The organism is Burkholderia sp. Ac-20365, assembly GCF_017104715.1.
In the GTDB taxonomy this organism is placed as follows: Bacteria; Pseudomonadota; Gammaproteobacteria; order Burkholderiales; family Burkholderiaceae; genus Paraburkholderia.
The window spans coordinates 37751-63347 of record NZ_JAAGPI010000003.1; the positions used below are offsets into that span (position 1 = coordinate 37751).

The window sequence follows — 25597 nt, forward strand, 5'->3', positions numbered from 1 at the left end:
CAGAATGGGAGGTATCTTGCTCCCTGCCTCCTGTTTTCGTGGCCACCTTGTCGATGCCTGCGATCGCCGCGGCGACGACGCGCTTACACCAGCGCCAATACATCGGCCACGGGACGGCGCGGCTTCTGTGCCCAGTTTCCTGGTCGCTCTACCCCGATGGACAACAGCAGGACGGGCACTTCGTCCGCGGCCAGCCCGAATTCGCGGTGCACCGCTTCGGCATCGAAACCGATCATCGGCGTCGAACCCAGGCCCAGTGAGCGGGCTGCATAGATCATCGCCGCCGCGCCAAAGGTGGCGGTGCGGACGGCTTCGTCACGTCGGCGCTGCGGATACGCCATGTACAGATCGCGTGCCGGATTTTCCCATTCCGGTACCATCGCGGCCGGCATGACGCCTGCCTCCACCAGAGGCGCCAGGCGCTCCGGTATGACGCTCGTATCGACCAGCTGTCCGCAGACGATGAAGGTAACAGCCGCGTCCGTGACTGCGGGCTGGTTCCAGGCGATCGGACTGAGCCGTGCCTTCGCTTCAGGCGTGCGCACGGCGATGAAACGCCAGTTCTGCAAGTGGAAGGATGTCGGCGCACTGGTGCCGATCCGGACCAGTTCGTGGATCTGTTCGTCACTCAAGGTGGAAGCGGAGTCGTAATACTTCGCGGCGCTGCGGCTCAGGATGCATTCGATGACTGCGTTGGTCATGGTGGTTCCATTGGTCATGTCGATTCCTATGGGTGGTGAGAGAGGTTGTGGTGCACGAGTCTTTTCGGTACCGCGTCTTCATCAGGTGGTTGGGAGCCTCTAATTTAGGCGCATGCGAAAGCATTTTCACGCCTGCATTTGCTCAATAAACTATCCAAAAGGATCAAGTAACCGCGGACGTTTCATCCACCACTTCACAGGATGGGATGAAGCTTTTTGTCTCATCGGGATCAGGATTCAGATGTAGACGAACGCGTCGAGAGTCGCCGTTGAAAATGAGCGGCCACTTCACGCCGACGCTTCTCACGCCGCATTCACGCATCACAGCAAAGCGCAGTGAGAGTTCGCGGCTGTTACTGACACTTGCGCGCCTGACGGCGCCATTCACCAGCCGTCATTCCCATCCGGTCGGCGAACAGGCGCCGGAATGACGATACAGACTGGTACCCTACCTGTTCCGCGATGGCCTCCGTGCTCAACGTCGAATTCTTCAGTTCGTTTGCAGCGAGGCTCATGCGGATATCAGTCAGCAGGTCAATGGCCGAGCGCCCGAGCGTGTCCTGGAAGTGCCGCATGAAGGTGGCGCGTGACATGCTGCACAAGGCGGCCAGATCGGGCAGACTCCAGGCCCGGGTGGGATCGGAGAACATGGCTGAAATGGCCGGAGCCAGTCGTGGATGACCGGCGAGCGCCAGCAGGCCTGCCGGTGCCTGTTCGGATTCGCTCGCCTCGCGCAGCACGAGAGTGAAAAGCGCCGAACTGAGTGCGTTGAGGATCGCGTATCCGCCCACCTTGTCTCCCGTGGACTCTTCGCGCATCAGCCCCACAAAGCTGGCGAGTTGATTCGAAGCGGACCCGATGCCGTTTTCACCATCGTCATTCATGGTCCGTACCACCAGATCTGTGGGCAGGTAATTGCGAATCAGCCGATCATGAGGTGGCGCAATGAAAAATCGCCCGCACAACATGTCCAGAGTGTCGCCAGTGCCTTCATTCTCGCTGAGCGTCAACCCGGCAGAACTTTCGCGTTCGTGAGTAGGCCCGGGGTCACGTCCGCTGCCGTCATGCAGAACGTGCGCCGATCCGTGAGGCATTAGCACGATGTCGCCACCCACCAGCTCTCTGATCATTCCTGTCTCCGGATTCTCGACGATGGCCCGTCCCTTGAGCACAATGTGGTAGGGGATCTCGTTCGCTGCCGACTCGGCCCAGTCCAAACGCCATGGCGCGCCGTACGTGCAACGGACTTCCAGCCGGCCGGTGATAGTGATCATTTGCAGCAGGTGACTCAGCCAGTCGACTTGAGACATAGAATTCCGTTAGGCCTCAGCGTAGGAAAGATCGGGATGTGGTCAGGCTATTGCGCCAGCACTCACGTGAACGTTGGTTCATTTAGCGCCACGTGCTTCCTGTCTGGCAATTGCTGTCGACGCATCTCAGCGGCCAGCACTTTGTCCGCCGTCAACGTGCAGGATCTCTCCTGTGATAAACAGTGCGGAATCAAGAAAGAGAATCGCGTCCGCGATATCGCTCATCTCCCCGATGCGTCCCAGCGGATTAAACGCTCCGAGTGCATCATGAGTCTCCGGTGCGTGCATCGGCGATCTGATGATTCCGGGCGCGACCGCGTTCACGCGAATCCCCTTTCGTGCGTATTCGATCGCGAGTGACTTCGTAGCGGCATTCAGACCACCCTTGGTCATCGCTGCCAGTGCGGAATACACGCCGGTGTAAGCAGTGTCAGCAATGCTGGCGGTCACGGTAACCACGTGACCGCGCGAATGCTTCTCCATTTCGGTAATGGCGAGTTGCGTCATGTAAAAGAAGCCCCTCATGTTCACGTCTATCACTGCAGCGAAATCTTCGGAGGTGTTTTTGGTGAATGGCTTTCCGATGTAGATGCCCGCATTGTTCACCAGCGTGTCGATCCGGCCAAAACGGGCGACGCCCTCGGCAATGACGCGCTGCGCGACGGTCCGATCAGCGATATCACCGGCTACCGTCAGGACGTTCGCGTCGTCCGAAGGGATGATCGAACGTGCATTTGCAACGACCGCATAATCGAGTTCGCGGAATGCGCGAACGATCGCGGCGCCAATCCCGCGCGACGCGCCGGTAACGACCACAACCTTTCGTGACATGCTCATACTTTAGTACCTTTAAAGTGAGGGTCCCGGGAGAAAGCCAGACACTGCGGAAGCCAGAATCATCCGGTGATGATTGATGGGCACTTGGGATCGATAGGCGCGCGGACGAAAAACCGAATCCCCGCGGCGTATTTGCTTACCGGACAGCACACAAACCGCGTCCGCGCGTGCGAAACCGATACCCCAGATCTGACTCGCGTAATGACCCAGACAGGGATCGCTCCAGCGTATGCTGATTGTCGTCGACGACAGCTTCTCCACGATCGAGATGTGCAAGGGCGAACGTTCGTTTTGCATGGTCGGATGTCGCTCATCATCAAAGCCTTAGCGGTAAGCCAGGACGTGTTCCCAGGAACTCGGTATCGAACGTGCATCCGTGTCTGGTCAACATCAATGATTAGCTTCAGATAGCAGTCCTTTTCATAGTATTAATCCTTTTAGATTGCCGATTTTCGTCTGCTCAAACGGGGCAGCGCACGAGGCTTTCCATCGCTGGCTGGATGCCCGCAATGAGCGAGCGACGAAGCTCGGCCGCGCGAGCATCATCGATGAAGGCGGTAGCCTGCAACGGCAGATAGTGGACAGTATTGAGACCGATGCAGCCGAGTACAGCGTCAAGATAGGGCGTAAGGAAATCGGGCTGATTGGCGCGATCGCCCGTGAACACACCCCCCGAAGCGATCCCGACGAATACCGGGCGGTCCCGAAGCAAGCCGACCTTGCCTGTCGGTGTCGACTTCATCGTGCGGCCGACGCGGAGAATCTGGTCGATCCACGCCTTCAGGACGGATGGGACGGTGAAATTGTTCATTGGTGTTCCGATGACGATGACATCGGAACACTCGACCTCCTGTATCAGCTGCTCGGCCTGAATTACCGCTTCGGCAGACCGACCAGCCGCGGCCAGCGACGCGGGCGTCGAGAGCGCGGCAGCGTAGGCGGCCTCGAGGTGAGGTATCGGTTCATATCCCAGATCGCGGCGGCGAATATGCGCGTCAGGGAGGATCGTGAGAAGCCTCTCGACGATCGCTGCCGACAACTGTCGACTGTGCGACTCCCGTCGCGGGCTGCAATCGATATGCAGGATATTCATTCCTCTTTCTCCGGCCGCTTCATAAAGGCAGAGTGGCGTCGAGCGCCTGCTCAGGGTGAGAGTGGCAGGTTCTGACGCGTCTCTTCCACATGTCATCGGGTTTCGCGCGAGACGCAAACAGAACTGGACGAGTGATCGTCGGCAGGCATCTCCGCGTTGGCCCTACATTGATATCAACGATGGTGCGTTTATTCTGTACCATCGATGGTACGAACAGAAGAACCAAGATCAACCACTTTTGTGTGTACCAAGAATGGATTCGGACTTGCAGATCCAGCTCGACCGGACAGCCAGGCTTTCCCTGGCAGAACAGATTCGTGAGAGCATCAGTCGGGCCATAGAGTCAGGTGTGCTTGCTCCTGGTACCCGGCTGCCCTCATGGCAGGACCTGGCCGCGCAACTCGGCGTGGCGCGCGGAACGGTTCAGGCGGCATACGAACGGTTGTCCGACGCGCAGATGATCGAAACATTCGGGGCAGGGGGCACGCGCGTGGCCCCGCGGCTCCGCGTGGTGGCAACGCTACCCAAAGCACCGCGGCCCGGAGCGTTTATGCGGGCCTATGATGAGATGAACGCTGGCCCTGCGATCTTTCAGCTCGGCATTCCTGCATTTGAAGGACTACCGGAGAAGCTTTTTTCACGGGCGCGCTCTGCCAATCTGCTGAAAACGGGATGTTTATCGTCTCTGCTTTATCCCGATCCAAGAGGGGAACTGGAACTGCGCACGGAAATCGCGGGCAATCTCTCCATTGCCAGAAACTTCCACTGCCATCCTGAGCAGGTGTTTGTCACTTCGGGATATAGCTCGGGCTTAGGTCTGGCACTGCGGGTTTTAGGATTGGACGGTAAGAAAGTCTGGATGGAAGAGCCCGGCTTCATGGTCACCCGGAAAGGGTTGGAGCTCGCTCGCCTGAATATCGTGCCGATACCGGTGGATGCTGACGGTATCAACGTCGACTATGGTATCGATACGGCTGCGGACGCCGCGTTAGCCGTCTTGACGCCCGGTCAACAAGCTCCGTTGGGCTCGACCCTGTCGTTAAGGCGCCGTCTTCAGCTGATCGAATGGGCGGCCTCGAGCGGCGCCTGGATCATTGAAGATGATTACCTTGGTGAGTTGCAACTGGAAGGTAGGCCGGCACCTGCCATGGCGTCGCTTGGCGAGGGCAAGCGGGTCATCCACATCGGTTCTTTCAGCAAGACCGTTAACCCTGCTCTGCGGCTTGGATTCGTCGTGGTGCCAACCGAACTGGCCAACGCATTCGCCGAGGTTGCCGCAACACTTGCTCCCGCGCCGTCACCAGTGATTCAACTCGCCATGGCTCAATTCATGCACGACGGCCACTATATCCGGCGCGTGCGTCGACTCAAGCGTCTATATTCCGCCCAGCGTGACGCACTGTGCGAGCAATTGCGAATGCGCGACGCGCAGTGGGTTAACGCCGGCCTCGCAGTGCTCCTCCGACTCCCAGACGGCGCACCCGACGTGCGGATCGTTCGTGAAGCGATGACCGTTGGTATGGCGCCATCGCCTTTATCCGTGTGGTTCGCGAATCCGTCCTGGGCTTTATCTGGCCTGTTGCTCGGCGTTGCTACGTCGCCTGAGCAGCACCTCGCCACGTCGTGCCAGCGGCTGTTCGAGATCATTGACCGATATTGCTCATGAGACGCGCCGGGCATCACCTGGAGTTGGTTGAGCGTGACGAAATGTGCCGAGGGCGGCTTCGGTCTGATTGGTTTGTACTTCACTGTGGAGTGCGGGAGTCGCGGTACGTCCCGTATAGATAGGTTCCTGTGCAGCCATCCGTCCCCGAACTCCACCGCGCGTCAGCCCTAACGACGCCTGGCCATCGACAAGATCAGGATTGACCGGTTCTTTATCTGCAATCCGAGGCGTCGGAAAATTTCAAGCATGCTGGCCCCAGCAAGGGGCTAGCGGAGAGAACGACGGTTGGGAGCGTGCAAACGACCGATTTGGCCAGACTATTCCGCGAGAAAGGGTGCGATTATCAGCCAGGGACGACTTTTGCTGTAGAACTCGTCCGAGCCCTGAGATTCAGGGCGTTGCATGAATGTGCGAATAGACCGCGTGACGCGCGTTTGGTGCACTCTGACGGTTGGCCGCGGATACGACGTACGACGGGTGGTCGTGCGCCATGCGCGGCACGTGGCTTGCTCGAAAAGCAGACGATGGCGTGGACGAGTTTCGGCTTCTCTAATCCAGAACTGGACCGCTTTCCATTCTTATAAGATGGCTAAAGTGACGTGACACAGATCACGAAATGACAGGCACATGACTGGATCCGTTGACACCGCCTTTGGCGTGTCGTTGGGTCCGGGCGCTTCTATGGTGCCTCGATATGAATACTCGGATTTGCCTCGACGCTTCAACAGTCGTCACAACGGGGCAGGCGCGACACAGGGTTAATATTCTGAGGAATGTCGCTGCATTCGAAGCATTCCGCGCGCCATGGCAACACCTTCAGGACCATTCGGAAGACTGTAGCCCGAGCCTTGACTTCCAGTATTGCAAACTGGCTGCGACGCAGGCGTTGTCAGAGGGCAGTCTCGTCGCAATCGTCATGGTCTATGACGACGAGGTACTTGTCGCGCTGTGGCCATTGACTATCAGGCGCACAGGCATCTTGCGGGCGGCCGGGGTGTTGACCAGCGGGAATAACGAGGAGTATGGGGGACCGTTGTTCAGGGGCAGGGCGACGCCCGCCATGTGTGCCGCAAGTATCGACGCGGTCATGCAATTGCCGGCCGACATACTTGAGATTCCATTTGTCGAGAAGGGCAGTACATGGGGAAGGGCGCTGCAAACAGCGCCGCAGTCCTGGGTGCAGACAATGTTGCCCGAACGACTGCACATTCTTCCCGGATACGCGGCGAGCTTGCGGGACTTTGCGCGCTGGGAAGATTTTGTCGGCAGCATTTCGCCCTCGCTCCGGCGAAATCTTCGACGCTACAGGGAAAAGCTGAACGCTGCTGGCAACGTCGAGTTTGGCTGGTGCAAGAACTTCGATGACGCGACAAATGTTTTGCACTGGCTGTTCAGCAACAAGCGGCAATGGGCGCGCGAACGGGGCCTGAAAACCGGCTATCTGATGAAGGACCGCGTCCGGGATTTCTTCATTACGCTGGCAAAAGAGACTGCGCTGGACAGTGTGCCCCTGGTCACCTTCGTGAAGGTAAATGGCGTGCCGGTCTGTGCGTCGGTCAATCTGGTCGGACCCCGTACTGTCGAATACTGGATCTTCACCTATGACGAAGCCTATAGCCGCTATTCCGTAGGCAATCTGCTGACGGAGTTCGTTGCGAGGTGGGCTCATGCAAATGGCCGGGACTTCGATATGCGCCCGCTGTACAACGCATACAAGATTAGTTGGACTACCCGTCATACGCGTCACTGGACGCCGATGCTGATACTCACTCGCCGTGGACGGCTTGCCGAGCTTACCGTGTTATTTCGACTGGTGTCTCGCGTGCAACGTCGCCTCGCCCGGGCAGTACTCTCTACGTTTCGAGCTACGCAGCGGCGCTGCGCGAGTCTGTCGGGTTCACAACCACGATAAATCGCCTGCTGAGTAACGGGCAGCATGGTGCGTGCGATATCGCTAACGTTTCAGGCAAGTGTGAACCACTCCGATGCATACGGAGTGCAGCCATTTAAGCTTACGCGGGAAGATGCAATGTGATGACAATGGAGCCTTGTCCGATACTCGAGATCCAACGGCGTGAGGATGGAGTCGTGGCCCCAACGCCCACAGAGGTACTCAGTACCCGTCCGGCAGCGGCTTACTCGATTTTTCACGAACCATGGTGGCTCGACATTGCGACGGGCGGACGCTGGTGTACAGCGAAAGTAACGCAAGGCAGCCGGGTGATCGGAGAGATGCCTTATGCGCTTGCCACCCGTAAAGGCTTGTGGCGCGTCTCGCGGCTGCCGCCGTTGACGCGTTCGCTCGGTCCCGTCATTGAACCGATCGGCTCGGCTTGCCCCGATGCTGAGTTTCGCCATCACATGAGAGTCACGGCCCATCTGATCGATCAGCTACCGGGATGTGACAGCTTTTTCCAGATCTTCGATCATAGGGTGAAAGACGCGCTCGCATTCGCACTACGCGGCTTCGGGGTTTCCGCACGATACACGTTACATATCGGCCCCGATTGCACCACGGTGGAAGCATGGGCAAGGATGAGCGCCAGGACGCGACATGCTATCCGTCATGCAGCCGCACTTCTGACGGTACGGGCTATAGAACGACCACGCGAATTTCTTGATTTCTATGAGGCGAACCTCTCGGCACGCTCAAGAACCAATGCCTACGGCACTGATGTCATGCATGAGCTTGTGAACGCTTTTGTCGAAAGGCAAGCCGGCTATTTGCTGGGTGCGTATGACCGGCACGGACGACTCGTCGGCGGGATTGGCATTGTCTGGGACTGCGAGCACATGTACTACCTCCTGTCGTCGCGCTCGCAGACCGCGTCAGGCGGAGCCATCAGTCTTCTTGTATGGTCGGCGATCCAGGACGCAATCAAACGTAACCTGACCTTTGATTTTGACGGATTCTCCAATGCCGCTGCTTATGCATTCTTACGTGGATTCGGGGGAACGCTAATACAGCGGCTCGGCGTGGAACGGCACGGCATGGCCTACTCGCTCGCGAGAACGATCAGGCGCGGTCTCCCTGGGGCCAACGACGCATTTTCGGCGAGCCTCTGAGCGTCTTGCCTTGCAGCCAACCGCGCAACGGAAATATTGCATACCTAAAAATCTCGCGAGCGGCTATTTCACGGCTCTCGCATGGCATTGGCCGCCAACGCGTTGAAGAACTCAGTGACGTGAATGAAGTTCGCACCTGCAGCCGCCAGCGTGCCGAAGATCACTTCCGCGTCGGCCCGCGCGCCCGGCCACTTCGAAGCGCACGACTTTTCTAACCCGCCACCACAAGGGTGTCGAGCCCACTGCCGCGGGATATGCATTTTCCCCGAACTAACTCACGCGCTGGCCGCCCGGGGAAAGTACAACGTGAAGGTTGTACGTTCGCCATAGCTCGTGACGTCCACTTTGCCCCGATGGAGTTCCATGATGGATTTCACGATAGCCAGTCCCAAACCGGTGTTTTTCGCTGACCCGTGCCGGGAGGCGTCCACCCGGTAAAAGCGCTCGAAGATTTTCTCGAGATGTACGGGCGCAATCGATTGTCCGTGGTTGGTTACCTTAATAACCGAGTACTTCGACGATTCGGACGCACTGAGTTCGACCGATGACCCCGGACATGCATGCTCGAGTGCATTCGATATGAGATTACTTGCCGCCCGACGCAACAGTGTGGCATCGGCAGTGATGCGGGCGGTTCCCTCCACCGTTAACCGGACATCCGATTCTTCTGCCAGCCCCTGAAAATACGACGTAAGTTTGCCCAGTTCGTCGGCTGCATCGAGTGTCGCGACGCGCAGAACCTGTTGCGCGTTGTCCGTTCGCGCGAGAAAGAGCATGCTCTCAATCATCCGCTGTAGTCGCTCACACTCCTCAATGTTGGAGTCGATAAGGGTTTCGTACTCGTCCGTCGTTCTGGTTCGAGACAGCGTGACCTGCGACGAACTGATAACGTTCGCGAGAGGCGTTCTCATGTCATGTGCAAGGTCGGATGAAAACTGCGAAAGACGCACGAACGCGCGCTCCAGCCGGTCGAGCATGCGGTTGACCGAAAGCGCTATTTCCTGAAGCTCAAGAGGTCCGCCCTGTATATCGAGACGTTCGCCAAGATTATGGGCTTCGATCCGCGAAGTCTGTCGGCCTATGCTTTCTACAGGCGAAAGCCCACGTCTTGCGACCGCATAGCCAAGCATCCCGACAAGAGCAGCGCCGAACGCTACGGCGACCCAGATGTCAACACGATAGCTCTCAAGAAGTGATTGTCGGTCGGACGCGGCGCGGACCAGCAGCACGCGAACCATCTCCCGGGACGGGAGTACCTGCTCTGCGGATATGCATCGGGATGGCCCGATTAATTCCAGGTTACAGGCGTACGGTTTTCCGCCGGGATGGTCGTTCTGAAAGATCGAGGTGAGGTCGACCTCCTTCCTCTCGGCATGTTCTACAAGTGTATGGTTGTGCTCGTCTACGATGCCAAGATAGACGCCCGGGTGCGAGAGCAATACCTCATGGAACATCGCAGGATTGGCCCGAACCGCGTCCACGGAACCCGCATCACGTGCAAGTTGCTGGAATTGTGCGAGTTTGCCTGTGATTTCAATGTCGTCGCGCCGTTGCAACTCGGCCGACAGGGAGCGGTACAGAAACGCGCCCATCAAGGCAAACACGACGAACGCGGCTAATGCGAAGGCGCCCGTCAACCGCCGAAGCAGTGAATACGGAGTTGTCCGGAGGCTCACGAGCGGTCCTCGAGCACGTAGCCCATGCCCCTGACAGTGTGCAGCAGCTTCGTCTCAAACGCGTTGTCGATTTTTGCGCGCAGGCGCTTGACCGCGGCGTCGACAACGTTCGTGTCGCTGTCGAAATTCATATCCCAGATTTGTGACGTGATGAACGTGCGCGTCAACACTTCGCCTTGCCGCTCGGCAAGCAACTGCAGCAACGAGAATTCCTGCGCGGTCAGGTCGATGCGGACGTCTGCGCGTTTGACCCGTCGTCTGATCAGGTCGACTTCTAGGTCTGCGATGCGAAGCACGTCTTTGACCGCGCGTGGAGCGCGCCGCAACAGGGAGCGGATTCTGGCGAGAAATTCAGCGTAAGCGAAGGGCTTCGAGAGATAGTCATCAGCTCCCAGTTCAAATCCCTCTACCTTGTCGGCAACCGTGTCGCGTGCCGTCAGCAGAAGGACTGGCGTTTCTTTTTCCCTGCGCAGTCGCCGAAGTAGCTCGAAGCCGTCGATTCCCGGGAGCATGACATCGAGAACGATGAGGTCGAAATCCTCGTGCAGGGCAAGGAACAGCCCATTGTCGCCGTTATCGGCGGTATCTACCGTGAAGCTCGCCTCAACCAGACCCTTCTTGAGGTATGAGGCCATCTTCGGCTCGTCTTCGATGATAAGTATGCGCATGAAATGGAAAGGTCTCGGCGTTTTCCTGGATTCTAAGAGACCGATTCTAGCCAGCTTAGACGTCGGTCAACGGCGGAAAAATGACGGGATCGTGACAAATTTTTCATCTTCGTACGTCTGAAAAATTGGTCATCTTGCAGCCATCCTTCCGTCAGAAGGCTCTGGGTAAGCTTCCTCCCGTCAGCGCCGTGTGTGCCGTTATGCGTTGACACGCTTTCCAGCTTACAGCCCCGTAAAACCACGTGCTAGACTCCGCCCCCCATGTATCACTGGCGCAAACTTTTCATCGTTGTTCTGCTGATACTGAGCCTCCCGGTTCAGTCGCTTGCGGCTGTCTCGATGAAATGTGGCCCGGGTGAGGCTAGCGAAGACAAGGCGTCGCATGCTCACATGGCGCATGTCTTGTTGAGCAGCGACCACCACAGCCATGCGACGCCCGGTCTGGAGCGTGCGCACCCGGATGGGCATCATCACGGCGGGGCGCAGCACGCACACGCGTGTTCGACGTGTGCATCCTGCTGCTTCGGTGCGGCAATGCTTTCCGTACCGGTCATGCCGGCTTCGGTCGGCTTTATTCACTTCTTCACACCACCTCCTGCCGCTCCCGTCGTCTCGTTTCTGACCGGTGGCATCGAGCGACCTCCCAGGTCGACTCTCGTCTAGTCCACGCACGCGCGGCTGTTCGCTGCGACAGGCCAATTTTTCTGGAGACGCGCACCCCGTCTCCGGATGCTTCACGACGAGAACAATTCATGCGAACGATTTCTGCGGCGCTCTTGAGCGCAGGCGCAGTCTTGCCGTTGCTCGCGCATGCCGCGACGCCGGTTCCCGACCCAACGGATGCAGGGGCGTCCGTACCGGCATTTACCGTCCCGTCGGCCTTCGATGGCTATAAACCATGGCAGGACGGGGAGTCACCGAACTGGCAGCAACTGAATCGTGCCGTTGCCCCGAGTCGGGCTATGACCGGCAACAAGCATGGTCAGCAGTCAGGCACGAACACACACGGAAAAACATCGCATGAGCACGGGGGCGAGTCGAAATGATGCGCCACCTCGCACCAGGTCGCGTGTCCTGCATCGCCATCGCGACAATTCTGCTGGCCGGTTGCACGACCTTTTCGAAGGACGGCGGCTTCAACACCGTATCGACGGTTGCATCCGATCGTCTGGGTAAAGAAGCCGTCTATGTTAAATCCGATGAGGACCGCGACGCCGTCTACAAGCGAACGCAGGAACTCCTGTCCAGGCCTCTCGGCATGGACGACGCTGTCCAGGTTGCGCTGCTGAACAACCGGGGACTCCAGGCGTCGTACGGGGAGCTTGGCGTTTCCGAGGCTGACCTCGTCCAGGCTGGGCGTCTGCCCAATCCTGGCTTTACTTTCAGCCGCACCCACTGGAGCGATGGCTTCGGCATCAGCCGGACGTTTTCGATGGGCGTACTGGGGGTGCTCACGCTGCCGGTCGCAACGCGCATCGAAAGTCGACGGTTCGAACAGACGAGACTCGAGACCGCCAATGCAATGCTCGCGGTTGCCGCGGACGCCCGCAAGGCATACGTGAACGCGGTGGCGGCTGAACAGGCCGCAATGTACGCCGCTCAGGTCAAAGACTCATCAGAGGCCGGCGCAGAACTCGCCTTGCGAATGCGTCAGGCGGGCAACTTCAGCAAGCTCGACTATGCACGCGAACAGGCGTTTTATGCTGAGTCGGTCGCCCAGTCGGCGAAGGCACGGCAACAGGCAGTCGCCGCCCGGGAAAAGCTCACGCGCACGATGGGTCTATGGGGCTCAGGTACCCGGTACAAGCTGCCGGACCGTTTGCCTGACCTGCCGAAGGACAGGCCGCAACTGAACGACCTCGAAGGCGTCGCGATGCAGAACCGGCTCGACATCCAGGCGGCGAAGCTCCGGACGCAAGGTGTTGCCACCTCGCTTGGATTAAGCAAGGCGACCCGGTTCATCAATGCACTCGACGTCGGCTATCTCGACAACTTCGAGACCGACAAGGGGCATGAGCACGGATACGAAATCAGTGTCGAGATTCCCATCTTCGACTGGGGCAGCGCGAAAGTGGCGCGAGCCGAAGCCATCTACATGCAGTCGGCAAACCGGCTTGCCCAGACGGCGATCGACGCGCGCTCCGAGGTCCGGGAGTCGTATTCAGCCTATGTGACGAGCTATGACGTGGCGAAGCACTATCGCGATGAGGTTGTGCCAGTTCGCAAGACTATCTCTGACGAAATGCTGCTGCGCTACAACGGCATGCTCACCAGCGTGTTCGAGCTGCTTTCCGATTCACGCGACCAGGTGAGCGCCGTCAACGGATATATCGATGCGCTGAAGGATTACTGGCTTGCAGAGACGGATCTGCAGCAGGCGCTCGGTGGGCGGCTTCCGCCCCTCGGTATAACGCAAGCGCCCGCCACGTCGCACGGTGATGCGACGCCCACGCCAGTGACACAACCACAAGCTGCCCCGTTACAGATGTCGCCACTATCGGCATCCGCTACCCAACCGGCGTCGCCGGCGAACCCAGAAGGTAAATGAAGATGGTTTCACGTCGAAATTTTCTCGGCGGCTCGGGTGCTGCACTCCTGGGCGCGGCGCTTGTCAGCAAGGCGGGTGCGGGTTCGCTTCCCGAAGCGCCCGTGATGGACAAGGCCAGCACGCAGGCGCCGCTGACGCCGCCCAACGGCCGCCCGTACACGCCCGTCGCGACGCTCAACGGATGGACGCTGCCGTGGCGAATGAAGAACGGCTGGAAAGAGTTTCACCTCATTGCTGAGCCGGTCGTGCGCGAATTGGCACCGGGGATGAAGGCAAACCTCTGGGGCTACAACGGTCAGGCGCCTGGCCCGACCATCGAGGCGGTCGAAGGCGACAGGGTCCGCATCTTCGTGACCAACAGGCTGCCGGAAAACACGACGGTCCACTGGCACGGCATGTTGCTCCCTTGCGGAATGGATGGTGTCGGTGGCCTGACCCAACGACACATTCCGCCGGGCAAGACGTTCGTCTATGAGTTCCAGCTCGAAAAGCACGGCACCTTCATGTATCACCCGCACTCGGACGAAATGGTGCAGATGGCCATGGGAATGATGGGGACGTTCATCGTGCATCCGAAAGACCGCAGCGTCATGCCCGTGGACAGGGACTTTGTGTTCCTGATGTCCGCCTACGACATCGATCCAGGCAGCTTCACACCCAGGGTCAACGAGATGACGGACTTCAACATGTGGACGTGGAACGCACGCGTGTTTCCGGGCGTCGACCCGCTGCCTGTGCGAGCCGGTGATCGCGTACGCATCCGTTTCGGAAACCTCACGATGACCAATCACCCCATCCATCTGCATGGCTACAGCTTCGAGGTTGCGGGCACCGATGGCGGATGGATTCCACCCTCTGCACGCTGGCCAGAAGTGACCGCCGACGTCGGAGTAGGGCAGATGCGGGCGATTGAGTTCACCGCGAACCGGCCGGGCGACTGGGCGTTTCACTGCCACAAGTCGCATCACACGATGAATGCGATGGGGCATGCGGTTCCGAACCTGATTGGCGTGCCGCAGAAGGACCTGGCCAGGCGCATCAACAAGCTCGTACCGGACTACATGGCGATGGGCAGCACGGGTGGTTCGATGGGCGAGATGGAGATGCCGCTGCCCGACAACACGCTGCCGATGATGACGGGCACGGGTCCGTTCGGTCCACTTGAAATGGGTGGGATGTTCACGGTCGTGAAGGTCCGCGAGGGACTGGGCCGCAACGACTACCGCGACCCGGGCTGGTTCAAACACCCAAAAGGGACTGTCGCGTACGAATACACCGGCGAGTTGCCGGACGGCTGATTTTTGTCTGGCCGGACGCATACAGCCCGGCTAACCCTTTTATTCAACACAGGAGAAGACTGATGAAGAACGCATTTGTATCTGCTGCGCTTGGCTACGCGTTGGCGCTTTCCGGCGCTGCCTATGCGGCAGGCGACATGGGCAACATGAACATGGCCGGAGGAACGCAGCAAGGCGGCGACGTCAAGAGCGGCATGTCTCACGGAGAAATCAAGAAGGTCGACGCGGCAGCCGGAAAGCTGACCATCAAGCACGGTCCCCTGGAAAACCTGGGCATGGATGCAATGACCATGGTGTTCAAGGTCAAGGACCCGGCAATGGTTTCGCAGGTCAAGGTTGGCGACAGGATTGATTTCGTGGCCGAAGAGGTGGACGGTGCACTGACTGTGACAAAGCTGCAGAAGAAGTAAGAGACCAAAGGGCGTTGCAACCCATTGCGTGCGACGCCCACTATGACCATCCAGAATGAGCAAGACCATGAAATCACGCACTCGCAAACAACTGATTGGCGCAGCTTCAGCCAGTGTCATCGCTTTCGCACCATCCGCCGCGTTCGCACACGGTAAGCTGGAAAGCGCCATGCCGGCTGCCGGTAGCACAGTCGATGTCGCGCCCGGGACGCTTAGTCTCACTTTCAATGAAGACCTCGAGTCGACCTTCAGTACAGTCAAAGTATCTGATGCAAACGGCGCTATTGTGAGCAAGGAAAAGGCAAAGGTTGATGCCTCCAATCCGCGCTTGTTGAGCATTGCACTGCCGAAACTTTCATCAGGCTCCTATTCGGTGCAGTGGGCCGTCATGACACACGACGCCCATAAGACCAAGGGCACATACACCTTTCAGGTGAAGTGATGAACGAAGGTCTCCTCGGCATCCTGCGACTGGCAGCGGTCGCGTTGCAGAACGTCGGCTTCGCGGTGTTGGTTGGCGCCTTGCTCAGTGACCAATGGCTGGCTCGCCGACCATCTCCATGGCAGGCCCGCGTCAGTTACCGGCTGGTCATGATCTTGCGCATTGCGTCCGTCGGTGCATTGATGTGCAGCATGTTGGCGTTCTGGATTCATTGTGCGCTGATGAGCGAATCGACGCTGATGGAAGCGGGTCCGGCCGTCTGGTCGATGCTTTGGGAGACCGGTTTTGGGCATGGATCGCTGGTTGGAGCGGTCCTGATGCTCTTTGTCGTGAGCTTCTCCTTCCTCAGGTCAGGCGGCACAGTTCGGTTTCCGCTGGCCATCTGGCTGGCGCTGGCAGGTGTTGCACTCGCGCGCAGCAATGGTGGCCATCCTGTAGACGCGGGACTGTTCAGTCTGCCGGTGTGGGTCGACTGGCTGCATTTGCTCGCCATCAGTGCGTGGGTAGGTCTCGTACTCGTCACAACGTATGTCGTCCTGCCACGCCTCTCCGAGGTGCCCGGCAGCGATCAGACTAACGGTGCTGATTTTGTGAAGTCCCTCTCGGATGCGGCGACGTTTGCATTGGTCGCGCTGGTTAGTACCGGTGCCTATAACGGCTGGCGAGGCGTGAATACCCCCGCGAATCTCCTGGAATCGACATATGGACAAGTGCTGCTGTTGAAACTCTTGCTCGTGCTGATTGCCGCCGCCCTCGGCGGCCACAATCGCTTTTTCGAAATGCCGAAGCTTCTGGTGTCGCTGAAAAGTGGAGTGCCGATTACAACAGCAACTCCGCTGAAACGCTTCGCCGCTGTATTGCATATTGAGTCGGTGGTGCTGGCAGCGGTAATTGTCGCGGCTGCTGTGCTGGTTTCGAGCCCATTGCCCGGTACTACGTAGTCACTAGAGGGTTATTTTGTGCGTCCACGCAGATGGTCAACGCGTGACGTCAATCAAGGCGCAGCTTTTGCCCGAGTTGATGTCTGGCAACGGCCATCTTTACGGGACCCCACAGCACGTGCGGGTCCTTTTTTTTGTCAGGCTCATCACGTTCAAGCAAAACCGGGCCGCGCGTGACTGAAAGGTCACGTGTCAGTCACGGCTCGTTCAGGCGCCACTCTCCAGAATGAAGACTGTCGGAGCCAATCGTTCTGGCTCTGCATTGCCAAGGAGAACAACGTGACGATCAAATACATTACCGGTGCGTTTATCGCTGTGACGCTCACCACATCGGCATTCGCCGATGCTGGCCACAACTTCCCACAATGGACTGCGGATAACACATTGCCAGCAGAAAGCAGCGCAGGTTCGCTGACACTTGATGCGAAGATCTCAGCGCTCGATATCCAGCCGCGTGGGAAAACCAGAGAGCAAGTGATGCAAGAACTGATTCAGGCGCGACGCGATGGACTCGTTCCGACTGGACATGCCGACTACCCGCCCAGTCAGGCGACGATTGAGCGGAATCGGGCACGCATGAAAGCTATCGGGCCTAAGTGGGCTGAGCAGAAGTAGATAACAGGCGTCTTCATAACAACGTCGATCCGATGTTTGATTGACCATTTCCGGGCTCCATTCTGTCTCTTGTTGGCGTGCGACTGCTCCGCACCTACAAGGGCAAGACGCAGATCCAGCAGATCGTCACGTACTGTCCCGCAGACATTCAGGTGCATTCGCCGCGCCTGATCGCGACTATCGTTGAGTCATTGCCTCGACGACGTCCTGCGTTTTGACTACGGCATGCGCAAGAAACGCGAAGTTGATCAACGCGGCCTTATAGCCGTCGCCCCAAACCGGATGGCGCGGTCCCGCCGTGGCGTCGGCAACGACGGACACTTCGAAACCCTGCTCGATCAGGTCGCGCAGATGAGCCTCCACACACATATTGGCGAGAATGCCTCCCAGCACGATTTTCTGCACATTGCGCTTTCGCAACTGCAGTGTCAGATCGTTGGTCTGTGGACCGAAGACCTTGTGCGGGCTGACAACGATGGTTTCGCCATCGTCGATGTACGGCTTGAACTCCTCCAGCCAGTCAGCACCCGATTTCTCAAACCCACTCAGATTGAGCGCGCCCGTGCGAGCGAATGTGCCGGTCGCGAACTCGTCGGTCTCGAGCGGGCCATTGAATTTCCACGCGCGGTCGGTCGGATAAAAATAATGCGGGGAGATGAAAACACTGAACTTCTCTGCTTTCGCGGCCTTGAATATCTGCAGCATGTTTTCGACCGTTCGGTTCTCCGTCACGCTGGCTCCGACAGCGCCCCAATTTTTGCCCAAAGGGCTGAGCACATCGATTTGCGGATCGATAAACACAACTGCCGTGTTGGCGGGATCGAATTTCATGATTCAAGCTCCAGACAGTGAAGACTGCGCGTGTCAACTTCCTGAGAAAAAAGGTTCTGACTTCATCATTCCAGCGGGTGAGACGAAGCAGGCAACGTCCCGGATCGTTCACACAGGAAAACTATCCAGGTCTCGTGCAGATGTGCACTGGGACCGGATATCCCCGCTATGAAACCAGATTCAGCAAAGTTTGTCCGCGATGCTCCTGTTGGTCGCACGTCTTCATTTGTCATTGACGCGAACCGTCACCAAGCCGAGGAATGCGTGGCAAATTCGAAACCTGTTAAGACCTGCCAGATAACCGCGTGCGAAAGGGAAGCTCGACCGATGGCAATTCCTGAAGCACTCTATACAAGCCCGTTCCGAGCGCATGTACTGCGCTGGACTCAACCTGGCCGTGCTGGCGAGATTTCAGGATCATCAGGGGTTCGACGGAGTCATGCTCGGAAGTCCCGGTATGGACTATCACTTCGAGTTCACCCACTGCGGCGAACATCCGGTGACGCCAAGCCCCGCGGTTGAGGACTTGTTGGTGTTTTACGTCCCGGACCAGGAAGAATGGCAAGCAACGTGTGATCGACTTATCGAGCATGGATTTATATGCGTAAGGTCACTTAACCCGTATTGGGACGTGTCGGGCCGTTCGAAGATACTGACGGTTACCGGATCGTTTTGCAAAATGCGATGTGGAGTTACTGACGCGCGCATCAGGCAAGTGTGTGCTTTCGGATGGTCTGCGTGACTTGCATGGGTCAGTTTCTGCCGACCGCGTCGGCCAACAGTCGGGCCAACAGTCGGCCCAACACCTGTTCCTAACCTGCGTGCGGCCGACGCCAAAACGCTCGGCAAGCGCGCGCGTTCAGAAGGCAGGCGAGCGCGAAGCCCGATTTCGCCTGTCTCGATCAGGGGTAGATCTGGTTCGCAAGCCCGACATGCGAACGGTCGGCAGCGACCGCGCCGGCGGCTGGGTCGGTTGACGTGTGCGAGAGATGGCCCATTTGCGGCGTTCGAAATGGTCGAAGCCACCGGGTGACCGCTGGATTTCGTCAAAATGGCACCCCCATCCCCGTGCGACGCGGCGACCGTTCACGGCAGCCCAGTCCTTATCCACCAACGGTTTCAGCCCGGTCGCCCGGTGCGCTGGACGCACTGGTAAACCACTATCGCGCGTGGATTGGTATGCCAGTACTGTCAGACGGGAACGCGTATACGCATGTCCTTCTTTTCGCTTCGAGGAGGCGCCGTTGAAAGGCTCCTTCTGCAAGTCCGATCCAGTCCCGCTATAGCAACTCCGCAAGGTTCCGTGCTTCGCGCACACCGTGCCGGCAGTCCACGACCAGCCATGTGCGCAGGCAATCGGTACGTCCAGTCGAACAAAAAGGAGGCAACATGCTTTCAGGAATCCACGTGCTCCGAGCTGCGGCGAGCGCTACATTGGCGCTCTGCGCAAGCGGGGCTTTCGCGCAGGCTTCGATCGTTTCAGGGCCGTCCGGCGATCCCGCCTGCATGGTCCCATGGAAGAGCGACACGAAGTTCATCAAGTATCCGAAGAAGAACGCGCCTTACCGGATCGCACTCGTGAACGGCTATATCGCGAACACCTGGCGTATCCAGATGATCAGAACGGCCAAAGCCTACACCGCACAACCGGCGGTTGCCGCCAGGCTCAAGGAATTCAAGGTCGTCTCGACCGGCGAGGACGTTCCGGCGCAGATCTCGGCCGTCAACAACTTCATCGATGCCGGCTATGACGCCGTCATCGTGAACGCGCAGAACCCCTCCTCATTCGGCCCCGCGATCCGCCGCGCGAAGAACGCCGGTGTGGTGCTGGTCGCTTTCGACAACACGCTCGACAGCGAAGACGCGATCAACGTCAACGTCGACCAGTATGGGCTCGGCGCGCTGTGGGCCAAATGGCTCGCGGGCCACCTGCCGAACGGAGGCAAGGTGCTCGAAGTTCGCGGGGTGGCGGGCACGTCGGTCGACACGGACCGGCACAATGGTTTCACGAAAACGCTGGACAGCACCGGCAAGAAGTGGAACGTCGTCCAGGTCTACGGCAAGTGGGACGACGGGGTCGCGCAAAAGGTCGCCGCCGACGCGATTGCCGTGCAGGGTCACTTCGATGGCATATCGGCGCAAGGTGGCGACACGGGCGTCGTGCGCGCGATGATCGATGCGAAACACCCATTCGTGCCGTTCGGCGGCGAGACGGAGAACGGCTTTCGCAAGTTCTGCGCGCAGTATGGGAGTCAGGGCCTGAAGTGCACGTCGGCGGGCACCGGGCCCGCGCAGGTGGCCGTGGCGATCAAGACGGCGCTCGCCGCGCTGGATGGCCAGACGATTCCCGTGGCGATCAAGCTGCCGCTCGACGTCACCGACGATTCGATGCTGAAGTCGGGCGTCAACTATTTCCCGAACGACTCCGACAACTTTTTCGTCGGCAACTCGTTTCCGACATGCGGCATCAATTTCTCTGCGCAGGAAATCATGAAGCAGAACCAGGGCAACCAGTGACCGGATGATGGCCCGCGCTATGACCGGAGACGAAGCATGCTGCAGGATGCAGAGCAGCCGTTCTTTCAGATGTCTGGCGTGTCGAAAAGCTACGGCGGCGCCGTCGCGCTGGATCACGCCGAGCTCACGGTGCGCAGAGGCCGCATTCACGCGATCCTCGGCGAAAACGGCGCGGGCAAGTCCACGTTGCTGAAGGTGATGTCCGGCGTCGTGCAGCCGGACGAGGGCACGATGCATTTCGATGGCCGGGAGGTCTCGTTCGGGTCGCCTGCCGAGGCGAACGCGGCGGGTGTCGTCTGCGTGTATCAGGAGCTGTCGCTGATCCCCGACTTGAGCGTGGCGGACAACATCTACGCTGCGAACCCGCCGCGACGTTTCGGGATGATCGACCGGCGCGCTCAACGCCGCCAGGCTGAGGAGGCGCTCGCGCGAGCGGGCGCCGCCGACATCAATCCGCTTGCGAAGGTCCGGGACCTGCCGCTGTCGCGCCAGCAGATGGTCGAGCTCGCGAAGGGGCTGGCCCACGCGCCGCGCATTCTGATTCTCGACGAAGCTACCTCGGCGCTGACCGCGGCCGACGTCGCGCGCGTGATCGAGGTGCTCAAGCGCCTGCGCGAAGAGGGGCTCGCGCTGCTGTTCATCTCGCACCGCATGCACGAGGTGAAGGCGCTTGCGGACGAATGCACGGTCTACCGGAACGGTCGTCATGTGATGAGCTTCGAAGCCGGCACGCGCTCCGACAATGAGGTTGTCGAAATGATGATCGGCCGGAAGTACCAGCATGCGTTTCCTGCCAGACCCGCAGCCAAACCGGCCGACCAACCCGCGGAGGCCCGCAGCACCGCGCCGGTTCTCGCCTGTCGTGATCTCGCCTGGAGCGACACGCTGCGGGGCATCAGCTTTTCGTTGCAGCGCGGTGAAATCCTCGGACTGGGCGGTCTCGACGGACAAGGCCAGCGCGAACTGCTGCTCGCGCTGTTCGGCGTGTTGCGCGGCTGCGCGGGCAAGATCGAGATCGACGGCAAAGCCGTGTCGATCGGGAGCCCGACGGCCGCGCGCGCCAACGAAATCGGTATGGCGCTGATACCCGAGGATCGCAAGACCGAAGGCCTGATGCTGCCGATGTCGGTACGCGAGAACCTGTCGTTTGCCGCACTCGATCGGATGTCCACCGCGGGCATCATCGATCGCGACCGCCAGCAGTCGCTCGTCGAGCGGATGATGGAGCTGCTTGCGATCAAGTCGTTCAGCGTCGACGCGCCCGTGGGCTCGCTGTCGGGCGGCAACCAGCAGAAGGTCGTCATCGCGAAGTGGCTAATGCGGCGGCCGAGGATACTGCTGCTCAGCGACCCGACGCGCGGTATCGACGTCGGCACCAAGCAGGAGCTTTACCAGCTGCTCAGGCGCCTTGCCGACGAAGGCGCCGCGATCGTCTTCTATTCGACCGACTATGACGAGCTGATCGGCTGCTGCGACCGCGTACTCGTACTGTACGAAGGCAGGATCAAGAAGGAACTCGTCGGCCCGGCGATCACCGAGCAGAACCTGATTGCCAGTGCTCTCGACCTGCCCGTCGGACAGAGTTTGCCTTCTACGGGAGTGGGGCGATGAGCGGGCTGCGTTACTGGTATGCGGAGAATCGCGGAGCGGTGTTCGCGTTCGGCCTGTTCGTGCTGATGTTCGCGATCTATCTCGTCAACTATCCGTCGGCGTTGTCGGCCAACGTATTTCAGACGGCCGCGAACAAAGCGGTACTGCTCGCGCTCGTCTCGATGGGGCAGGCGCTCGTCGTGCTGACCGCCGGCATCGACCTGTCGATCGGCATGACGCTGGTGCTGACGAATTGCATCGGGTCGTGGATCGTCACAGGCGACTCGCTGCACAGCGCGCTCGGCATCGCCGGCGTGCTCGGGGCGGGTGCGCTATGCGGCGCGCTGAACGGCGTGATCATCATTTTCGGCCGGCTGCAGCCGATCGTGACGACAATTGCGACGGGCGCCGTCTACTACGGATTGGCGCTGCTGCTGCGCCCTGTGCCTGGCGGATCGATCAACGAGGACCTCGCCGACGCACTGACGGGCAAGGTCGCCGGCGTTCTGCCAGCGAGCCTGGTGATCCTGCTGGCCGCGATCGTGATCGTCTGGATTCCTTTCAAACGCTCGGCGATCGGGCGAGCGGCATACGCGACCGGGTCGTCCGAACCCGCGGCTTTCCTGTCCGGGATGCCGATTCGCCGCGCCAAGTTCGCGAGCTATACGCTGGCCGGCCTGCTCGCAGCAGTCGGCGGCCTGTTTCTGACGTTCTTCACCGACACCGGCGACGCGAACCTCGGCAGCGCGAACTCGTACACGCTGTTTTCGATCGCCGCGGTAGTGATCGGCGGTGTGTCGCTGCTCGGCGGCAAGGGCAGCGCGATCGGCGCGATCTTCGGCGCATTCGCGTTCCGTTGCATCGGCGATCTGCTGTTCGTCTTCAATGTCGATGCGCTGTGGCAGCCGCTATTTCAGGGCATGATTCTTCTGCTCGCTGTCGCGATCGGCGCGTGCGGATTGTTCCGGGTGCGCAACCGTCTGGAGTGGTTTCAATGAGCGACGCTTCCGCGACCGGCCGGACCACGTTCGTGTCGCGGCTGACTCGCAAAATCGACAAACCGATCGTCATCGCATTCGCGTGCATCGTCGTGCTGCTGCTCGTCGGCGGAATGTTTTCGCGCAACTTCACGTCGCCGGAATACATCCTGCTGCAACTGAAGGTCGGCGCATTCCTCGGCATCATTGCGACCGGCCTGATGATGGTGATCCTGCTCGGCCACATCGACCTTTCGTTGCCGTGGACGATCACCGTCGGCGCGATGATGGCGTGCGCGGTCGCGGGGCACGGCGATCTCGGGCGCATCCTCGCGATACCGGTCGGGATCGGTTGCGGCGTGCTGATCGGTATCGTCAACGGCATCCTCGTCGCGCTGCTGCGCATTCCGTCGATGATCGCGACGCTTGCGACCAATGCGGTTGCGCAGGGCATCATGATTGTCTATACGGGCGGATCGTCGCCGCAGGATTCCGCGCCCGAGGTGATGCGCTGGCTCGCGGCGGGCTGGCTCATACCGGGCGTGCCGAATGCCGTCGCGCTGTGGGTGGTGATCGGCGGCGCGACGATGTTCCTGCTGTCGCGCACGACCTTCGGCCGCACGCTTTACGCGATCGGCAACACCGAGCGCGCGGCGTATCTTTCCGGCATCGATACGCGGCTCGTCACGGTGACCGCCTTCGCCGTGTGCAGCGCGTTCGCCGCGTTCGGCGGCGTGCTACTCGCGGGCTATGCGTCGAAGGCCGCACAGTCGATGGGCGATGCATACCTGTTGCCGGCGATCGCGGCGGTCGTGCTCGGCGGCACGTCGATTCTGGGCGGACGGGGTTCGTACCTGGGCACGGTGGCCGGCGCGATCCTCATCACACTGCTGCAATCGATCCTTTCGGTCGCGCAGATGCCGGAGGCGGGGCGTCAGATCATCTACGGCGTGGTGATCGCGGCGATGCTGCTGCTGTATGGGCGAAGCAAGCGAGAGGCGTAGGTTGACCGCTGGCCTGCCAGTCGCGCGCAATCGAGGAATGCAACCGGCCATAAGCAGCCGACCGTCCCCGCCATATGTGGACATTCGAATGGCTGCGCCGCATTCGATATTGGACTTTTCGACCTTCGACGACCGGCGGTGCGTTACCGACATCAACTGTCCTGCGGGATACGCCTGTCCACTCGAGACTCGACATTCGTTTTAGCCAGTACAGACTCGATATAATGCAAAAAGAGGCATGCCGCGATCTACAGTTCTCAACTGTCCGTCTGCATCTTCCGGAATAAGGCGACAAGCCGGTGCTCGGCGTTCGCCTTGCTGCGCGACTTGCAACTTCGCCCACCAATCGGGACCGAGCTTTCAGCCATGCTCCAACCTCACAACGGGGCCGGTAGTGCAGCCGTACTCACGAACCGGATCATTCCTGGCCATTTCGATGTTCGAAATGAGCCGGTATCCCGGCAACTGCTGAGCTGGCGCGAGCGCGTCGGGCACGTCATAGACGTCGTGGCTTCGCGTGCCCAGACCGAACAGCCGTTTAATGGAGTGATCGAACGATTCGTTGTCGACGACATCGTCTTTACAGATTGCTGGACGGACGAGCTGCTGCTCGAGCGCACGATTGCCCGCATATCGCGGGACAACGTTCGCAGTTTCGTCTTTCACGTGTTTCTGGAAGGCGGTGTCGAGCCGCTTGTCGTGCACTCGGCCAGGCGGCGGGGCGAATTCTGCCGTGAAGGAATTCTGGCGCTCGACATGGACCAGCCAATCCGGATGCGCCGGCAGGCTTGCCGCGTCATCACGCTCTTCGTGCCCGGCGCGCTGTTGCAGCAATTCATTGCCGACCCGGCAGCTCTCCATGGGCGCGTGCTTCAGCGCGGAAGCCCGATGGTGCATTTGATCGTCGAACACGTCACGGCCCTGGCCGCGAGAATGGGTTCCATCGCGATAGACGAAGCGCGGGGAAGCCTCGCGGCTACCGTGCAACTTATCACCGCGGCCTTCGCGCAGGAGGCCGGGCTTGCCGGTAATGCGCGCGCAGCGGTGCGCGCGGCAATGTTCGACAATGTACGCCGCTACGTTCAGGCAAATCTGCAGGATTGTGACCTCTCTCCTGAAAGTGTTCTTGACGCGCTTGGGCTGCCTCGTCCGACGATGTATCGGCTGGTTCAACACGAAGGCGGAATCGGTGCCTATATCCGGCATCTGCGTCTTCGGCAAGCGGCCGATGATCTGGTCCGGCATCCCAATCTTCCAGTGAAGGACATCGCCTACGGGCACGGTTTCAAGAGTGCATCAGATTTCACGCGGGCGTTTCGCCGCGCGTACGACATGGTGCCGCAAGATATCCGCGCAATAGATAGCCACTTTCTGCACGAATGGAAGCCACACGTTTAGGGGGCTGCG

The 25597-nt window shown here is 59.6% G+C and carries 23 protein-coding genes; 15 read left to right on the forward strand and 8 right to left on the reverse strand.

The features are described 5' to 3' along the window. Positions 1 to 83 precede the first annotated feature (83 nt). The 5 genes from G3O01_RS06680 to G3O01_RS06700 form a co-directional block, all read right to left on the reverse strand. Entirely contained in the window at positions 84 to 719 is a 636-nt protein-coding gene (locus G3O01_RS06680; RefSeq protein ID WP_205803760.1) for a nitroreductase family protein, read from the reverse strand. Positions 720 to 1054: 335 nt separating this feature from the next. Next, positions 1055 to 2011, reverse strand: a complete 957-nt coding sequence (locus tag G3O01_RS06685; RefSeq protein ID WP_205803761.1) for an AraC family transcriptional regulator — start codon at positions 2009 to 2011, stop codon at positions 1055 to 1057. Between the two features lie 126 nt (positions 2012 to 2137). After that, the gene (locus tag G3O01_RS06690) at positions 2138 to 2848 is read right to left on the reverse strand and encodes an SDR family NAD(P)-dependent oxidoreductase (protein ID WP_205803762.1); all 711 of its coding nucleotides are present in this window, start codon (positions 2846 to 2848) and stop codon (positions 2138 to 2140) included. 12 nt (positions 2849 to 2860) lie between these two features. Beyond that, positions 2861 to 3145 carry a DUF3331 domain-containing protein gene (locus tag G3O01_RS06695; RefSeq protein ID WP_205803763.1) on the reverse strand — a complete coding sequence of 95 codons (285 nt, stop codon included), beginning with the start codon at positions 3143 to 3145 and terminating at the stop codon, positions 2861 to 2863. A 163-nt stretch (positions 3146 to 3308) separates the two neighbouring features. Continuing rightward, a complete protein-coding gene (locus G3O01_RS06700; protein ID WP_205803764.1) occupies positions 3309 to 3941 on the reverse strand; it encodes an NAD(P)H-dependent oxidoreductase in 633 nt (210 codons plus the stop codon). 265 nt (positions 3942 to 4206) lie between these two features. Here G3O01_RS06700 and G3O01_RS06705 point away from each other — a divergent pair, with 265 nt between their 5' ends. The 3 genes from G3O01_RS06705 to G3O01_RS06715 all read left to right on the forward strand — a co-directional run bounded on the left by G3O01_RS06705 (position 4207) and on the right by G3O01_RS06715 (position 8673). Beyond that, the gene (locus tag G3O01_RS06705) at positions 4207 to 5607 is read left to right on the forward strand and encodes a PLP-dependent aminotransferase family protein (protein ID WP_241023731.1); all 1401 of its coding nucleotides are present in this window, start codon (positions 4207 to 4209) and stop codon (positions 5605 to 5607) included. Between the two features lie 694 nt (positions 5608 to 6301). After that, positions 6302 to 7519, forward strand: coding sequence for a GNAT family N-acetyltransferase (locus tag G3O01_RS06710; protein WP_205803766.1), 1218 nt, complete (start codon positions 6302 to 6304; stop codon positions 7517 to 7519). Positions 7520 to 7695: 176 nt separating this feature from the next. Then, positions 7696 to 8673 carry a GNAT family N-acetyltransferase gene (locus tag G3O01_RS06715; RefSeq protein WP_346779155.1) on the forward strand — a complete coding sequence of 326 codons (978 nt, stop codon included), beginning with the start codon at positions 7696 to 7698 and terminating at the stop codon, positions 8671 to 8673. Between the two features lie 275 nt (positions 8674 to 8948). Here the strand turns inward: G3O01_RS06715 and G3O01_RS06720 are convergent, their stop codons facing one another. Together G3O01_RS06720 and G3O01_RS06725 are read right to left on the reverse strand one after the other, a co-directional pair. Next, positions 8949 to 10349, reverse strand: a complete 1401-nt coding sequence (locus G3O01_RS06720) for a heavy metal sensor histidine kinase (protein ID WP_205803767.1) — start codon at positions 10347 to 10349, stop codon at positions 8949 to 8951. After that, positions 10346 to 11017 carry a heavy metal response regulator transcription factor gene (locus G3O01_RS06725; RefSeq protein ID WP_205803768.1) on the reverse strand — a complete coding sequence of 224 codons (672 nt, stop codon included), beginning with the start codon at positions 11015 to 11017 and terminating at the stop codon, positions 10346 to 10348. Before G3O01_RS06725 ends, G3O01_RS06720 begins: the two co-directional genes overlap by 4 nt. 752 nt (positions 11018 to 11769) lie before the next feature. Here G3O01_RS06725 and G3O01_RS45130 point away from each other — a divergent pair. The 7 genes from G3O01_RS45130 (at position 11770) to G3O01_RS06755 (ending at position 17271) form a co-directional block, all read left to right on the forward strand. Then, a complete protein-coding gene (locus G3O01_RS45130; protein ID WP_241023734.1) occupies positions 11770 to 12063 on the forward strand; it encodes a hypothetical protein in 294 nt (97 codons plus the stop codon). Next, on the forward strand, positions 12060 to 13565 hold the full coding sequence (locus G3O01_RS06730; RefSeq protein ID WP_205803769.1) for a TolC family protein: 1506 nt from the start codon (positions 12060 to 12062) through the stop codon (positions 13563 to 13565). Before G3O01_RS45130 ends, G3O01_RS06730 begins: the two co-directional genes overlap by 4 nt. Beyond that, a complete protein-coding gene (locus G3O01_RS06735; RefSeq protein ID WP_205803770.1) occupies positions 13562 to 14863 on the forward strand; it encodes a copper oxidase in 1302 nt (433 codons plus the stop codon). Before G3O01_RS06730 ends, G3O01_RS06735 begins: the two co-directional genes overlap by 4 nt. A gap of 62 nt (positions 14864 to 14925) precedes the next feature. Next, positions 14926 to 15273, forward strand: coding sequence for a copper-binding protein (locus tag G3O01_RS06740; protein ID WP_205803771.1), 348 nt, complete (start codon positions 14926 to 14928; stop codon positions 15271 to 15273). A 67-nt stretch (positions 15274 to 15340) separates the two neighbouring features. Beyond that, positions 15341 to 15715 carry a copper homeostasis periplasmic binding protein CopC gene (copC, locus tag G3O01_RS06745; protein ID WP_205804072.1) on the forward strand — a complete coding sequence of 125 codons (375 nt, stop codon included), beginning with the start codon at positions 15341 to 15343 and terminating at the stop codon, positions 15713 to 15715. After that, on the forward strand, positions 15715 to 16656 hold the full coding sequence (locus G3O01_RS06750) for a CopD family protein (protein ID WP_205803772.1): 942 nt from the start codon (positions 15715 to 15717) through the stop codon (positions 16654 to 16656). Before copC ends, G3O01_RS06750 begins: the two co-directional genes overlap by 1 nt. Positions 16657 to 16935: 279 nt before the next feature. After that, a complete protein-coding gene (locus tag G3O01_RS06755) occupies positions 16936 to 17271 on the forward strand; it encodes a DUF4148 domain-containing protein (RefSeq protein ID WP_205803773.1) in 336 nt (111 codons plus the stop codon). A 177-nt stretch (positions 17272 to 17448) separates the two neighbouring features. Here G3O01_RS06755 and G3O01_RS06760 read toward each other — a convergent pair whose 3' ends face one another. Beyond that, positions 17449 to 18102, reverse strand: coding sequence for an isochorismatase family protein (locus G3O01_RS06760; protein ID WP_205803774.1), 654 nt, complete (start codon positions 18100 to 18102; stop codon positions 17449 to 17451). Between the two features lie 1389 nt (positions 18103 to 19491). Here G3O01_RS06760 and G3O01_RS06765 point away from each other — a divergent pair. The 5 genes from G3O01_RS06765 to G3O01_RS06785 all read left to right on the forward strand — a co-directional run bounded on the left by G3O01_RS06765 (position 19492) and on the right by G3O01_RS06785 (position 25588). After that, positions 19492 to 20619 (forward strand): sugar ABC transporter substrate-binding protein, encoded by a 1128-nt coding sequence (locus tag G3O01_RS06765; protein ID WP_205803775.1) that lies wholly within the window; start codon positions 19492 to 19494, stop codon positions 20617 to 20619. A 36-nt stretch (positions 20620 to 20655) separates the two neighbouring features. After that, on the forward strand, positions 20656 to 22230 hold the full coding sequence (locus G3O01_RS06770) for a sugar ABC transporter ATP-binding protein (protein WP_205803776.1): 1575 nt from the start codon (positions 20656 to 20658) through the stop codon (positions 22228 to 22230). Further along, positions 22227 to 23207 (forward strand): ABC transporter permease, encoded by a 981-nt coding sequence (locus tag G3O01_RS06775; RefSeq protein WP_205803777.1) that lies wholly within the window; start codon positions 22227 to 22229, stop codon positions 23205 to 23207. The genes G3O01_RS06770 and G3O01_RS06775 overlap by 4 nt, the downstream gene beginning before the upstream one ends. Continuing rightward, positions 23204 to 24190: an ABC transporter permease gene (locus tag G3O01_RS06780; RefSeq protein WP_205803778.1), complete on the forward strand. Its 987-nt coding sequence runs from the start codon at positions 23204 to 23206 to the stop codon at positions 24188 to 24190. Before G3O01_RS06775 ends, G3O01_RS06780 begins: the two co-directional genes overlap by 4 nt. Before the next feature lie 366 nt (positions 24191 to 24556). After that, positions 24557 to 25588, forward strand: a complete 1032-nt coding sequence (locus G3O01_RS06785) for a helix-turn-helix domain-containing protein (RefSeq protein WP_205803779.1) — start codon at positions 24557 to 24559, stop codon at positions 25586 to 25588. The last annotated feature ends 9 nt before the right edge of the window (positions 25589 to 25597 follow it).